This window comes from Halegenticoccus soli (assembly GCF_002844195.1).
In the GTDB taxonomy this organism is placed as follows: Archaea; Halobacteriota; Halobacteria; order Halobacteriales; family Haloferacaceae; genus Halegenticoccus; species Halegenticoccus soli.
Window position 1 is genome coordinate 456,493 of the sequence record NZ_PEND01000005.1, and the last position, 13,179, is coordinate 469,671.

The following is a 13,179-nucleotide window of genomic DNA, read 5'->3' on the forward strand; positions in this document are numbered from 1 at the left end:
TCCACCGTTGGCGGTGCCGCAGGTGCTCTTGGCATCACTCAGGTCCCCGTCCGTACAAAAAGGTGGGGAAGAAACCAGACGTGGTTTTCCGGTGATTCGGGCGTGGCGACCAGCGACAAAGTTCCCGCATCAGTCGGACTTCGGACAGTCGTCACGAATCTGCGGGTGCCGCTCGACGTTGCCTTCGCGCCTCATACCGATCGACGATACATCGCTGATCAAGTAGGTATCGTCTACGTTCACGGTGCAGAAGGCCTCCGCGAGAAGCCATTCCTTGATTTGCAGGACGCTATCGAGTTCGGCACTGAAAGAGGACTGCTGGGTATCGCGCTCCACCCAGGTTTCAACGCAAACAAGCGGGTCTTCGTTCGCTACAGCGCCCCACGACGGCCGGGAACTCCCTCGAATTACAGCCATACGTTCGTTCTCGCAGAATTCGAGGCCTCCGACGACGGGCTCCGAGCGCGACGTGACTCCGAGCGAACGATCCTGGAAATTCCGGAGCCGTACCCCCACCACAATGGCGGTGCCATCGCGTTCGGACCAGACGGATATCTGTACGTCGCGGTTGGAGATGGCGGCGGTGACGGGGGTGGCATCGGTAGCGAGAGCACTGGCCAAGACGTCACCCAGAACTTGCTCGGAAGCATCCTCCGGCTCGACGTTGACACCAGAGAGGGCGCGAAGAACTACGCGATCCCCGCTGACAACCCGCTCGTCGACACAGTGGGACTCGATGAACAGTACGCGTGGGGGTTCCGAAATCCGTGGCGAATGTCATTCGATGAGGCGGGCTTCTTTGTCGGCGACGTCGGCGAAAATCGATACGAGGAAGTAAACCTGGTCGAGAAGGGCGGTAACTACGGGTGGAGAATTAAGGAGGGGACCAGCTGCGTTACCGCTTCCAGCTGCCGGGATGGAACGCCCATCACCGATCAACGAGGTGACCCACTGATCGATCCCATCATCAGCTATCCGCACTCATCTGCCCCCATCAGCGGCGCGTCGGTTATCGGGGGCTACGTCTATCGTGGCTCTGCACTGCCGTCGCTCGAAGGGGCGTACGTTTTCGGCGACCTGATCGCCGACAGTCGGTTGTTCGCTGCGACGCGCTCTACGACTGGCAGTCAGTGGCTGACCCGAACCGTCGAGATAGTTAGTGACGACCGAACCTCACTTGAACTCATATACTCGTTCGGACGTGATGACGACGGAGAACTGTACGTGCTGGGCTCTGCGACTGGCGTAGGGAGCCTCTTCCGTCTCGTTCCCGCGGGATAACCGATAAATCGACCGAAAAACACGTCTCAGAAAAGGTAGTCGATACACCCTGTCGTGAGGAAACCCGGCGTAAACGTCGGGAAGTGCGCCGAAAATCACTACGACTATATCGATCCCTGTTACCGGAATTCACATCCATAGTAATATTATACAGATTTATTTATCCTATTTTCTGATAGAATTTTGGGATGAAAACCCCCAACCAACTCGAAAGTAGTCGGCGCGAATTTCTTCGAAGGGCGTATACCACGGCAACGATTGCGGGATTGGGAACCACCGGCGCGGGGTTCGCTACTGCGGAGGAGAACAAGGTACGAGGGGTACTCGGGAGCGATCCGTTTACGTTGGGCGTGACCTCGGGAGATCCACTGCCCGACTCTGTCGTCCTCTGGACCCGACTCGTTCCTGAACCGTTAGAGGGAGACGGGGGAATGCCCGATCGCCAAGTGCCGGTCCAGTGGCGAATAGCGACCGACGAAGAGATGAACAACGTCGTTGGCGAAGGAGATGCGATAGCGCACCCCGAGTACGCTCATTCGATCCACGTCGACGTCAAAGGTCTCGATCCGAACACTGAATACTACTATCAGTTCAAGGTCGGCCCCCATTACAGTCCGGTCGGGAGGACGAAAACGGCACCAGCCGAGGGAGCGGCCGTCGAGGAGTTCCGCTTCGCCTTTACCTCCTGTCAGAATTATCCGCGAGGGTACTACACCGCTCACCGCCACCTGGCCGAAGAGGATCTCGACCTCGCTATCCACCTCGGCGATTACATCTACGAAGGTGGAGCACAGGGATCACTCGGGCGGGGTCACGAACCGCCTCGCGAAATCGAGAGCCTCGACGACTACCGCATTCGGCACGCTCAGTACAAGACGGACCCGGATCTTCAAGCGGCCCACGCCGCGTTCCCGTGGATCGTCACGTGGGACGACCACGAACTGGATAACAACTGGGCGGACGAGATCTCCCAGGACGACGATCCCGTGGAGGAGTTCCTGAAACGACGGGCCGACGCCTTCCAGGCGTACTTCGAGCACCAGCCGCTGCGCCCCTCGCGGATGCCCGACGGGCCGGACATGCCGCTCTATCGGCGGTTCACCTTCGGCGAGTTGGCCGAGTTCAACGTCCTGGACACCCGTCAATACCGTGACGATCAGGTCGACTCCAGCGAAGAAGCGAAGGATCCGGAGCGGACGATCCTCGGCGACGAACAGGAAGAGTGGCTGATCGAGGGACTGGCGAACTCGACGACCCGGTGGAACGTGCTCGCCAACCAGGTCCCCGTGGCCGCGACCGACGAGAATCCGAACCCGGACGTGCAGGACTTCGGCGGCGGTGACAAGTGGGACGGCTATCGGGCCGACCGACAGACGCTCCTGGAGGTCATGTCACAGGACGCCGACCTGAATCCGGTCGTCGTCACCGGCGACGTCCACCGCAACTACGTCTACGACCTCAAAGCCGACTTTTCCGACCCGGACTCCGAGACGGTCGGCACCGAGTACGTCGGTACCTCGATCTCCTCGTTCGGAGACGGTTCCGGGATGACGCAGTACGGCCCGTCGGCGGGCGAACCGTGGCAGCGGTTCTTCAACGTCGATCGGGGCTACGTCCGCTGTACGATCACTCAAGAGCGGTGGCAGACCGATTACCGGGTCGTCTCGACCGTCGAAGAACCGACCGCGTCGGTTCGGACTCTCGCGTCGTTCGCGACCGACGCCGGCAACCCCGGCGCGAAATTGGTTTCCGAGCGGCCGGAACAGGAACCGGTAGAAATCACGGAGATTCAGGCGAACGCACCGGGACGCGACGGCGAAAACCTCAACGGAGAGTACGTCAAGCTGCGTAACGGCGGCGACGCGGCGATCGATTGCTCGGGGTTCATCCTCAGCTTCGAGGGCGGAAGGGCACAGAATTACGTGTTCGGTGACTTCACACTCGGAGCGGGCGAAACGGTCACCGTCCGAAACGGGAGCGGCGAGGACACCCAGTCGACGCTCTACACCGGATTCACCGGTGCGGTCCTGAACAACAGTAATCCGGACACGGTACTCGTCGCCAACGACGAGAAGATCGTCCTCGACGAGAAGTCGTACCCGCCGAGCTAGCACCGGCCCTCGGACCGGAGGGCGAGGCGTTGTGCGTTTGCTCCGCGCCTCGCCTTCACGATCGTCCGGCGTCTTCGTGGTCTTCCCAGGCCGGCCGAGGAGTCGGGGAGGGAAGCTCCGCGACTGCGGACCGGAGCTCCCGTTCCGTCGTCCACGGCAAGCACCGGTCGTGTAATTCGAACTTTCTGAACTTGTTGAGATGGACCCAGCTGTAGGTCGCTGGCTCGCTTCCTTCGGTCTTCCGACGGTCGATCGTATCTCGGACCTCCTGTTCTGTGATATCGACGTCGTCGTTCTGCGCGCGGTCGACGAGAGACGCAATCTTCGCCCGTTTCTCGTCATCAGTCAGCCCATCGGTGAACGCGATCTCGACGGCGGCTCGGACGACGTGGTGTTTCGACGCTAGATTCGCGTCGGTAATCCAGGCGTAATCGCGCGGGAACACGTACGATTTGTCGAAGTACGGCGGATCGTCGATTTCGCCCAGTTCCGGAGCCTCGCCGCCGCTTTCCTTCTCGAAGACGGCGACGATGTAGTCACTGTAGGAGGCGAGCAAGGAGAACATGATATCGAAGACGTTGAGGCGATCGGTTGGAAGTTCCACCAGATCGCCCATAACGAACGGATAGGCCCCGAGTTGCTTCGTGAGCTCGTTCTGCACGGCACGAAGCCGACGAATGTACGGATCGCGGTAGCTACCGAGGATAAAATAGGAGGTTCGCTGACTCCAGAGGTAGGGGAGTTCTCGCTGGGCAAACCGCCAGATGTTCCGTTTCTCGGCGGGTTCGAGTTCGAGCCCGCCAACCGCTTCGTGAACCAGCGTCATAATGTCCGCAGCGTCAGGCGGCGGGCCGGGGTCGCTCATCCGGAACGCAGTTCAAACCACTGCACCATATCTCTTCCGAACCAGTTTGGCAAATCCCGGAATAACCTGTGTAGATGACCCGAACCATTATAGCGACGCTCGTCGTAGCAGTACGCATGAGCGAGAGCGACACAGGGGCTGCTGACGCGGGGCCGTTCGCCGAACAGCAGCGCCTGTTCAAGCTGCTCTCGCAGGACACGCGCCATCTCATCATCCAGGAAATTCTCGGACATCCCGCGCACCTGGCGTCCCTCGCCGAACTCGAATACATGGTCGGGAAGAGTCAGGCGGCTATCAAAGACCAGCTGGAAGCGCTGATCGAGGCGGGGATCCTCGCGCGGTACACGTACGAGCCGAGCGAGACGAAGCGAGATCTGCCGTCGCAGTTCTACGGGTTCACGGAACGCGGCGTTACCGTCCTCCACGACTACAAGTACCTCCGCGGCCTCCCCGTCGCCCGAGCGCTGTACGAAAATACTCGTAAAACGGAGAAAGTCGAACGCCACGAAGCGGCCCCGCGTCCTGCGCTCCCGACCGCCGTCCAAGACGCGCTTGCGTTCGACGAACCGGATCTCGAATCGGTCGACGTCAGCCCAGGTCAGTGAGAGCCGCGTCGACGAACACGCATCGTTTCACCTGATGGCAGACAGCGCGTGATCTCTTTCTCTCCGAGCACCGAAGGCGGCGAGTGGGCCGGGGGAGGTCCCCGATCTCCACCGCTGATGATCTCGCCCCCGTAACGCGATACCATTCCAAGCGATGCGACGATAACGGTTTCCGTCGCTGCTACCACTAGTCCCCATGAGCCCTGACAGACCTCTGGTACCGCCTTCTCGAACAGATGGCGGCACCTCTTCCACCACTACACACAAACGGTTGATCCTGAACCCGACTAGTGGGACGGCCGACCACATCGAGGAGGTACGCCGGCTGGCCACCATCCTGGGATACCGAATCGAGAAGACGGAGGCGGAAGCGCACGCCGTCGAGCTCGCGAAGGCTGCCGCGGCGGAAAACGTGGAGTTGCTCGCCGTCGCCGGCGGGGACGGGACGATCCACGAAGTTGTGCAGGGACTCGTGGAGGCGGAAGCGCTGGGGGATGTGACGCTGGGCGTCATTCCGGTAGGGACGGCGAACCTCTTCGCGACGAACATCGGGATCCGGAGCATCGAGCAGGGATTCGACGCGCTCGAAACGGGTGAGCGTCGACGTATCGACGTCGGGATGGCAAAAGGCGAGCCGTTTGTGATGTCCTGTATCGCCGGACTGCCGGCGACCGCGAGCGTGGCGACGACTTCGGAGCTGAAACGACGCTTCGGGACGTTCGCGTTCGTCATCGCCGGCGTCCAGGAGGCCACGGCGTTCGTCGGTCTCCACATCGAACTCACCGCGGTCTCGAACGGAGAGGCGATCACGTGGGATGGAGAAGCCCTATGTGCGCTCGTCGGGAACGTCCGTCGGTTTACGAAGCAAGGGGGGCAGGCGAACGTCGAGGACGGCCTCTTCGAGGTGGTGATCATCGAGCAAATGCCGGCGAGCGATCTCGTCGTTGAGGCGACTGCCCAGCGGTTACTCGGCCAGGATACTGAGCACGTCCTCCACGTGCAGGCGAGTCAATTGGAAATCAAGAGCTTAGATAGCGAACCGATCGAGTTCAGCCTCGACGGCGAACGGCGCACACACGAACGACTTGCACTGCACACGCGTCCACAGGCACTCACTGTCTGTGTCGGTCCGGGATACGAGTCGGCTCCAAGCGAGGACTAGTAGTGAACTACCCTGCCCTACCGCGCTCGGGCTACTCGCCCCTCGCTTGTAGAGGACAGGGCTTCCTGTTTCTGCGTCGGCACGTGCACCCGACGTGGGCACAGTGGTTCCAGACTCCGCAAGCGACTTCCCTTTACGGGTGGTTCGGAGTGTCCCACTCCTACCAGATGGACACTCGGCCACAACCGACGGTGCGCGCTTCGTGTCGTCGTTCGAAAGGTGCGTAGCACCTTTCGTGATGACGAAACGGCGAAGCCGTTTCGAACCACGCGTGAACACCATCGGAAGCGTGGTGAGCATCGAACTATCCCTATCAACCGCACAGATAGTAACTGTAACGGAGATGGTGTCTGAGAACCGTGCGGGCGTCGCCAGAACGCGGAGCGTTCTGGCTGCCAACCAGAAGCCTGCGGCTTCTGATGACGTTGACGAGACGCTTTGCGTCTCGTTCGCGCACAAGAGCAAAGCTCTTGTGCACGCTGTCTCCCCTCCCTGCTCGCTCCCGTTGGTCGCTCAATGAGGAAGGGGGCGTAGCGCCTCACTTCAGCTAACCGGCAGACCAACTCATTTGGACTAATGGACCTCAACGAACGTGAACCACCTCTGGACTTGATTTCGAGGTACTCAGCCAGTCTGCCGCAGCGTACAGAGTGGAGCCACCAGCCCTGGTGAAATAACGTAAGTTATTTCACATGGGCGTGCTCGCAGAGTCCACTTCCCTCGTTTTGACAACGGCTCTGTAATCCACAATACCTTCCCCATCGCGAGGCTGGCATTCGATGTTTCGAGCACCGCTCTCGAATGCGGTCAGAATTGATTCGGGCGTCTGGTTACCCTGGCTGCTCAGATGCTTCGCTACCATTCCAGCGACCTCCGGAGCGGCGAACGAGGTTCCGGATGCTTTCACCCACCGACCCTCGAGCTGCTTTCCCATCACCGTCCCTGACGCTTGCGCCAATCGGTTATCCTTGCCAATGGCAGTCACGTCGGGGTTGTCATCCTGTGGATTGTACGAGGAAAATTCAGTCATCGCTCCGCGTTTCGTACAAGCACCGACACTGAACGCCCTTTTTGCTGTCGCTGGACTTCCGCCTTCCTCACCCGAATTGCCGGCGGCAACGACGTCTCGGACGCCTTTATCGATTAGCTGGGTGTGGATTCGGTCGAGTTGTTCGGACTGCCGTTGTGACCCCCAGGACATGTTCACAACGTCGTACTCCTCGACGTTTTTGTGAAGCCACTCATAGGCACGAAGGACGACGTTCATCGTCGTCTGTCCTTTGTCGCCGAATATTCGAAGCGAAACGAGTTCGGTCTCAGGAGCGAGGCGGATGACTTGACCCGCGACCGCCGTCCCATGTCCGAGGGCGTCTTCATCCCCGGTAGAGTCCGTGACGTCGACCTGCGTGATCGAGGCCTCATCGAATACTGGGTGAGCCGTATCAATTCCAGAGTCCATGATCACTACCGTTTGTCGTTCACCTGCCCCGCCCGCGCGCGGGACGGAGTGTAGTCGACGCACGTCCTCGAGCGTTGCGACGGCCGATGGTGCATCGGTCACGAAAGCGGGCTGATATCGAACTGTGGCGAGCTGATTGTCCTCGACGTTGATAACGTGATCGTCGGCGTGTAATGGGTCCTCTTCCTCGGCGTCGTACTCGACGTACGCAGCCGAGCAAAGACCCTCACCGAAGGAATACGTTTCGTGGACTGTGCACTCGGTTTCAGTCAGCGCTTCTGGCTGGTCGTTATAGAAGACGATTTTGTCCATTTTTATCAGTAGTGTTATCTGTTTTCTTCACCTGATCGCTTTTAGCACTCATTCGAGGGAATTCGAGCAGGTTCCCCGGCGTTAAACCGTGGAGTGGGGAATCCGGCAACCCCGAACGGCAGTACTTCGATACCTTCTCGATTTGGGTTCGTACCCATAAAGGAACGATTGTATCCTGTTAACTTAACCAAGACAGAGTCGTTTCCGAAAGTTCCGAAAAGGACGGGATCAGTCAGTGCTGCCCCCTCTCTGAGATGAAGCACTAGGCACCCTTCTCGATGAGACCGCGAGGTCACGCCGGAAATAACGGAGCTCACCGCCACAAAGCCAGCTCCGCAGCCACATCGGCGCACACAGAGAGCCACACGTCACCGCGTGTGATATCCGCGACGCAAGCACGAGACCCCGTTTTATCGCCGTACCCGTCGACTGCGAACGTGATTTCGGCGGTTGTCCACTCAGTGCTCTGGTTCGTATCAGATTTCGAGGTAAATGTTCGTTCATCCGTCCACAGTCCACAATCAGCGGCAGATGACATAGCCAAGACTGAGTTGATTCCGATAGTTCCGATAAGCGAGCTCGGCGTCACTTCTCCTACCATACCCGACCGGGCGTCCGCATTGAAATTCCGCAGACTTGTATGAGTGCTTAGGTATAACCGACCTGCACCCGTACACACCGCGATGCTACGTGCCATCGTTAACGGCCTACCAGTGGTTATCCTGATTTCGGTGCTTCTCGGAGGCGTAACGCCGTATACGCCCGGTGTCGACAAACCTCATCACGGCCAGCCGGAGAGAATCGACTCGTGCACCGCTATCACCGAGCCCGGTCGATACGAGTTAGTCCGCGATATCGCAGGAAACAACGCCGGCACGTGCGTCCAGGTCCGCGCGAGCAACGTGACTCTCGACGGGCGGGGATTCGAACTGCGGGGGAGATCCGCGTTCGACGGATCGACGGGAATCGCCGTGTCGGCATCCCGTTCGCTCACGAACGTCACGGTCCAAAATGTGGTGCTCACGCAGTGGACGCGCGGAGTGTACGCCGAGAACGGCACCGACGTCGTCGTCCGGGATATCGTGACGGCGTTCACCGTCGACGGTGTCGTCCTCTCCGACACCACGAACAACACGGTCCGGGACGCGCGTCTGTCGAACAGCGTCACCGGGCTCTCGCTGATCCGGACGCGGACACGACGGTCACCGAGACGACGGCCCAGTGGAGTAGTTTCGAAGGGATCTACCTCGTCAACGCGGGCCGAACGACGCTGTCGTCGGTCTCCGCGCCAGACAACGCGATCGGCATCTACGTCGCGGGCTCTTCCGGCACTCGTCTCGACGACAGCGTCGTCCGTGAGAACACGCAAGTCGGACTCTACGTCGTCGACTCCGAAACGGTCAGAGTGAATCGAACCGTTGCCAGCGGCAACACGGGCACGTACACGGCCGAACGGACACCGGGTTCGGTCACCTACGCGAATGCGACCGACATCGTCCTCGAAAACGTGCGCGACAGCCGCCTCACACGGGTAGCGACGCCGAGCGACCAGTGGTCGGTCACCTTTACGGGCGGAACGGAGAACACGACGGTTCGCGACTTCCGAACCGACGACGCGCGGCTCTCCTTTTCGGGGAGCGAGTTCACCCTCAGTTCGTCCCCGCCGGTCCGCTCCCCTCCGGACGGGTTCGACCGCGTCGACGAACCCGTCGAAGTGCGCGGAGTGCGAGACACACAGCAGGCACCTCGGGTTCGGTTGGCTGTGGCATACACGAACCGGGATGCCGAAACGGTCGACGAGAGCTCGATTCGAGCCTGGACGTATCGCGACGGACGGTGGACCGTCGCCGACGAAACCTGGGTCGACGAACGGCAAAATCGGGTCCACGTGAACGCGACCGAGTCGGGAGTAGTAGCGCCTCACGGTAGAGTCGAGGAGTGTCGGCGCGACGCAATCGTCGTCCTGTGGCCCGGCGGAGACGAACGGTGCGAGTGCACCACCGTCGCCGGAGTCGCCGTGTGTCGTCAGTGAACCCACCCGTCGGAATCGACGGGAGTCGGCAGAAACGTTAGACACACTAGAAACGACCGCCTACCGCCCGCTCGCCACGAGAAGCGACTGTCTACTAATCGGTAGGTCGCGAATAGAAATAATCGACACGCTGAAAGTGCGTTCCGATGTCAGATGACAACGGAGCCAACCTCCGGAGGCGGCAGTTCCTGAAGGGAGCCGCCGCGGCAGGCGCGGGGTCGCTCGCCGGCTGTTCGACCAGAGAAGTACCGAACCTGCTCGGTTCGAACGCCGAGTCCGCACAGCGGGATCCCGCCCCGATGGTGAAAAACGCCCCTCGGGGGAAGGGACCGCTGGCGAGCCGCCCGGAACGGGGGGAGACGGAGGGGTTCGAGTATCTCGTCGACAGGGGGCCGAAGGAGGGGGCGCTCTACGTCTGGCAGGACGGCGAGTGGAAGTTGCTCGACGTCCACACCGAACCAGGGACGGTCCGACAACTGTCGAGCGTCCAGTTCGCGTCGGCGCACGCGACCGCCGGCCGAGGGACGGCGGACGATCCGTGGGTCGTCGACGACGCGATCGTGAACGCGCCGGGGCTCGTGTTCCTCGACGAGGGCGAGTTCGTCTCGGAGGGGCTGCGGACGACCGCCGACATCGACTACGAGGAGACGTCGATCTGGCTCACCGGAGTCGGCACCCGGACCACGTCGCTCACGAAGGACCCCTCGTCGGACCGCCACCTCATCGAGTTCGACAACGACGGCGACAGCGGGAACTTCGGTGGCGTGCGGAACATGGGGGTGTACGGCGAATTCCCGCACGACGGAACCCGGTCGAAAGGCCACCTGATATACTCGTCCGGCGACATCTTCGATCTGACCTTCGAGAACCTCATCGTCCGGTACGGGTGGGAAGACGGGGTTCATATCGCCCCGTCGGCCTCGGGAACGAGGATGCACAACTGCTGGGTCGAGAACAACGGCGGCTGGGCGGTCTGGATCGACGGCGGAACCCGAGCGAAGCTCTCGGACCTCCACATCATCAACAGCAAGGACGGCGGTCTCCACTTCGAGCCGAGTCAGAGCCACGTCACCGGCCTCTCGGTATTCCACTGCTGGCCAGGCGTCGAAATCGACTGCAGCGGCACCGAAGTATCCGACTGCTGGATCGGGAGGTCCTACATCACTGAAGAGGGTGAAGGAGGCGTCGCGCTTCACGAGCTCAGCGGCGCCGGAAACAACAGGTTCGCTAACCTCGCCGTCGTCGAGGCGGACGTCGGCATTCTGGCGGAGGGGCGGAACTCCCAGTACGCGAACGTCGGCGTCCGCGACACGCAGCAGCAGGCCGTCCGCGTCGCGAGCGACGGCGTCTCCGTGACGGGCCTCCGGATCACCGACTTCGGAAAGCGCGGTCAGAATGTTCCCGCGCTCGACGTGCAGGCCGACGACTGCCAGGTAAACACCCTCGCCGTCGCCCAGCGGTCGAAGGAGTACGCGGGCGAGGTCGTCGCCAGGGTCGAGGGGCGCGGGAACGTGCTCTCGAACGTCAAGGCCGAGGGGAACCGACCGTGGAGGATCCGCGTGAGCGGGAAGGAGAACGTCCTCCAGAACGTCCACGGAGTCGCCCGGTCGAACGTCGTCGACGACGGCGTGCGGACGATCGTGAACGGCGAGGGGACGAACCGGGGGAACCCGAACTCGACGGGCGAGTGGGCCGGACACGGCGATTACGCGCGCGACACCGGCGCGACCGTGTGGGACACCACGACCGCGCCCTGGACGCCCTACAAGGCCGATGGGCAGGGAAACTGGCGCGAACTCTGACCGTCCGATGAAGCCGTCGAACGTGACCGTGTCTATACCGCCTTTGAGAACGTGCTGGACGTCTACGAACAGACGGCGAACGCGCGTAAGGTCTACGGACGGACGTTCCGGCGTCTGTTCGACTGTCCAGCATACACGGCCGGCGAGCGCGGCAGGGCGTGAAACGTAGCGATAGACGGCATGCTTCGTACTGTCGGTGTACCGACGGGATATTAAAACGGAATACCCACGAGACGCAGAAGAGAAGGAGCATCCGACGGCATCCAAGTCTCCGAATCAGTCCCGACGGAACGTCTCGGCGAGGACGGTTCGACAGATCTCGAAGAGCGCGTTACGGGCGTTCTCCCTCCGTAGATTCACTCGACGGCTTGCCGAGCGAACTACCGAACGGTCACGAGTGTGGGTGGACCGGCGAGTTCCTTGGGTAATCAACGATGAAGAATGGACTACGGATCGACGAGTTCATCCTCATACTCGTTAAGTGAGCGGAGGACCGAATCGATCTCGTCGAAATTGGGTCCTTTGGTGATTGTCCCCGTCTCTCGGTCGTAACGAATGTAGCCGCGTTTCTCTAATTTCGGGAGGTGAACGTGGTGAAGTTGAAGACAGAGGTCCTCTGCGTGCCCCTCTGCGAGTTCCTCGCGCTCGCTGAGGCTCGAAATGTCGTGCGGCGCGTTTTCACTCACTTGGCGGAGAACAGCCCTGCGGGCAGGTTTGGCAAGCGACAGCAGGTGTTCACTGAGCGTCACGTGGCGACCTCCTCAAACCCGAACAGATGGGCACCTGTATCGTGTCCGTCAGCTCGACCGTTTTCAGTTCGAAGCCGCCCTTGATCATTCCGGCGTCTCCATCGAGAATAAGCGCGTATGGCGTGCTTCACGGCTGTCACCGGTCCAAGGATGGGCTGATGAGCTCGTCTGAGAGTACGGAAAAGGGGGTATCCATCGAGGCACCAGTCGGTCTCTCGGGGTTTGTCATCCATTGCGCCCGAGCGTACTGGGTCGACGAGCAAAGTTTGGATGCCTAAAGTATTTTTACTGGCTGGATCGGTACTGCGGGCGACTCCCGCTGACACCGAATCGAGGGAATCAGGCGGCGATCGTCGAAAATCCACCTAAGTGGATCTTCCTATATGACGTCGCGGAAGACGGTGAACCACATCCCGGGAAAACCGGACCGTGCTCGTACCGGGACGAAACCGATAGATATTGGGTTCGAGTTACCGATTATCGGCGTCAGTTTAGGCGGTCGACGGCGGGCGGGGTCTGCGGACCGAAAGCGGTTGAAAGGCCGAATAACGGGTTCACAGGGTCTTTTTCCGACGAGGGGAGCGACGATGCCGCCGGAACACCGGCAGAAATTAGTGGCGCCTTGAATGAGCCATCGAGTTTGGACCCGATAGAATTTGGGTCAGCCGCTAACCGCCTGGTCGTTCGATCAGCGCCGGCCGAACTATCCAAATATGATGGGAGACGAGAGAGATGCTACGTTTGCAAGCACTCGGTGGTCGGAGTAGCTTTCACGCTGGAGTACTCCGGGCGAACCGTCGA

At 60.7% G+C, this 13,179-nt stretch carries 9 protein-coding genes and 2 pseudogenes; 7 read left to right on the forward strand and 4 right to left on the reverse strand.

The features are described from left to right. The first annotated feature begins 102 nt into the window (after positions 1 to 102). Positions 103 to 1,281, forward strand: a complete 1,179-nt coding sequence (locus CNO20_RS15970) for a PQQ-dependent sugar dehydrogenase (protein WP_233204226.1) — start codon at positions 103 to 105, stop codon at positions 1,279 to 1,281. 188 nt (positions 1,282 to 1,469) lie between these two features. Continuing rightward, positions 1,470 to 3,392 carry an alkaline phosphatase D family protein gene (locus CNO20_RS15975; protein ID WP_101297111.1) on the forward strand — a complete coding sequence of 641 codons (1,923 nt, stop codon included), beginning with the start codon at positions 1,470 to 1,472 and terminating at the stop codon, positions 3,390 to 3,392. Positions 3,393 to 3,447: 55 nt separating this feature from the next. Here CNO20_RS15975 and CNO20_RS15980 read toward each other — a convergent pair whose 3' ends face one another. Continuing rightward, positions 3,448 to 4,257: a DUF8170 family protein gene (locus CNO20_RS15980; RefSeq protein ID WP_101297112.1), complete on the reverse strand. Its 810-nt coding sequence runs from the start codon at positions 4,255 to 4,257 to the stop codon at positions 3,448 to 3,450. A gap of 116 nt (positions 4,258 to 4,373) precedes the next feature. On the opposite strand from CNO20_RS15980, the gene CNO20_RS15985 reads away from it, so the two are divergent. Both CNO20_RS15985 and CNO20_RS15990 read left to right on the forward strand, forming a co-directional pair. Continuing rightward, positions 4,374 to 4,862: a winged helix-turn-helix domain-containing protein gene (locus CNO20_RS15985; protein WP_101297113.1), complete on the forward strand. Its 489-nt coding sequence runs from the start codon at positions 4,374 to 4,376 to the stop codon at positions 4,860 to 4,862. A 196-nt stretch (positions 4,863 to 5,058) separates the two neighbouring features. Further along, entirely contained in the window at positions 5,059 to 6,024 is a 966-nt protein-coding gene (locus CNO20_RS15990; RefSeq protein ID WP_101297114.1) for a diacylglycerol/lipid kinase family protein, read from the forward strand. 688 nt (positions 6,025 to 6,712) lie between these two features. On the opposite strand, the gene CNO20_RS15995 is transcribed toward CNO20_RS15990, so the two are convergent. After that, on the reverse strand, positions 6,713 to 7,795 hold the full coding sequence (locus CNO20_RS15995; protein WP_101297115.1) for a S8 family peptidase: 1,083 nt from the start codon (positions 7,793 to 7,795) through the stop codon (positions 6,713 to 6,715). Positions 7,796 to 8,108: 313 nt separating this feature from the next. After that, on the reverse strand, positions 8,109 to 8,492 hold the full coding sequence (locus CNO20_RS24530; protein WP_449405046.1) for a DUF7556 family protein: 384 nt from the start codon (positions 8,490 to 8,492) through the stop codon (positions 8,109 to 8,111). Here CNO20_RS24530 and CNO20_RS23890 point away from each other — a divergent pair. The 3 genes and pseudogenes from CNO20_RS23890 to CNO20_RS16005 form a co-directional block, all read left to right on the forward strand. Continuing rightward, positions 8,479 to 8,964: pseudogene (locus tag CNO20_RS23890) on the forward strand (hypothetical protein); the annotation flags it as partial. The gene CNO20_RS24530 and the pseudogene CNO20_RS23890 sit on opposite strands and share 14 nt — an antisense overlap. A 68-nt stretch (positions 8,965 to 9,032) precedes the next feature. Further along, positions 9,033 to 9,827: pseudogene (locus CNO20_RS24425) on the forward strand (right-handed parallel beta-helix repeat-containing protein); the annotation flags it as partial. Positions 9,828 to 9,973: 146 nt separating this feature from the next. Further along, positions 9,974 to 11,629, forward strand: a complete 1,656-nt coding sequence (locus tag CNO20_RS16005) for a right-handed parallel beta-helix repeat-containing protein (RefSeq protein ID WP_101297117.1) — start codon at positions 9,974 to 9,976, stop codon at positions 11,627 to 11,629. A 446-nt stretch (positions 11,630 to 12,075) separates the two neighbouring features. On the opposite strand, the gene CNO20_RS16010 is transcribed toward CNO20_RS16005, so the two are convergent. Beyond that, complete coding sequence (locus CNO20_RS16010) at positions 12,076 to 12,378, reverse strand: DUF7344 domain-containing protein (protein ID WP_101297118.1); 303 nt, start codon at positions 12,376 to 12,378, stop codon at positions 12,076 to 12,078. Positions 12,379 to 13,179 lie beyond the last annotated feature (801 nt).

What these genes read in the sequence shown, in the direction of transcription:
- CNO20_RS15975 (WP_101297111.1), top strand. Translation starts at nt 1,470, where the DNA reads ATGAAAACCCCCAACCAACTCGAAAGTAGTCGGCGCGAATTTCTTCGA.
- CNO20_RS15980 (WP_101297112.1), bottom strand. Translation starts at nt 4,257, where the DNA reads ATGAGCGACCCCGGCCCGCCGCCTGACGCTGCGGACATTATGACGCTG.
- CNO20_RS15985 (WP_101297113.1), top strand. Translation starts at nt 4,374, where the DNA reads ATGAGCGAGAGCGACACAGGGGCTGCTGACGCGGGGCCGTTCGCCGAA.
- CNO20_RS15990 (WP_101297114.1), top strand. Translation starts at nt 5,059, where the DNA reads ATGAGCCCTGACAGACCTCTGGTACCGCCTTCTCGAACAGATGGCGGC.
- CNO20_RS15995 (WP_101297115.1), bottom strand. Translation starts at nt 7,795, where the DNA reads ATGGACAAAATCGTCTTCTATAACGACCAGCCAGAAGCGCTGACTGAA.
- CNO20_RS24530 (WP_449405046.1), bottom strand. Translation starts at nt 8,492, where the DNA reads ATGGCACGTAGCATCGCGGTGTGTACGGGTGCAGGTCGGTTATACCTA.
- CNO20_RS16005 (WP_101297117.1), top strand. Translation starts at nt 9,974, where the DNA reads ATGTCAGATGACAACGGAGCCAACCTCCGGAGGCGGCAGTTCCTGAAG.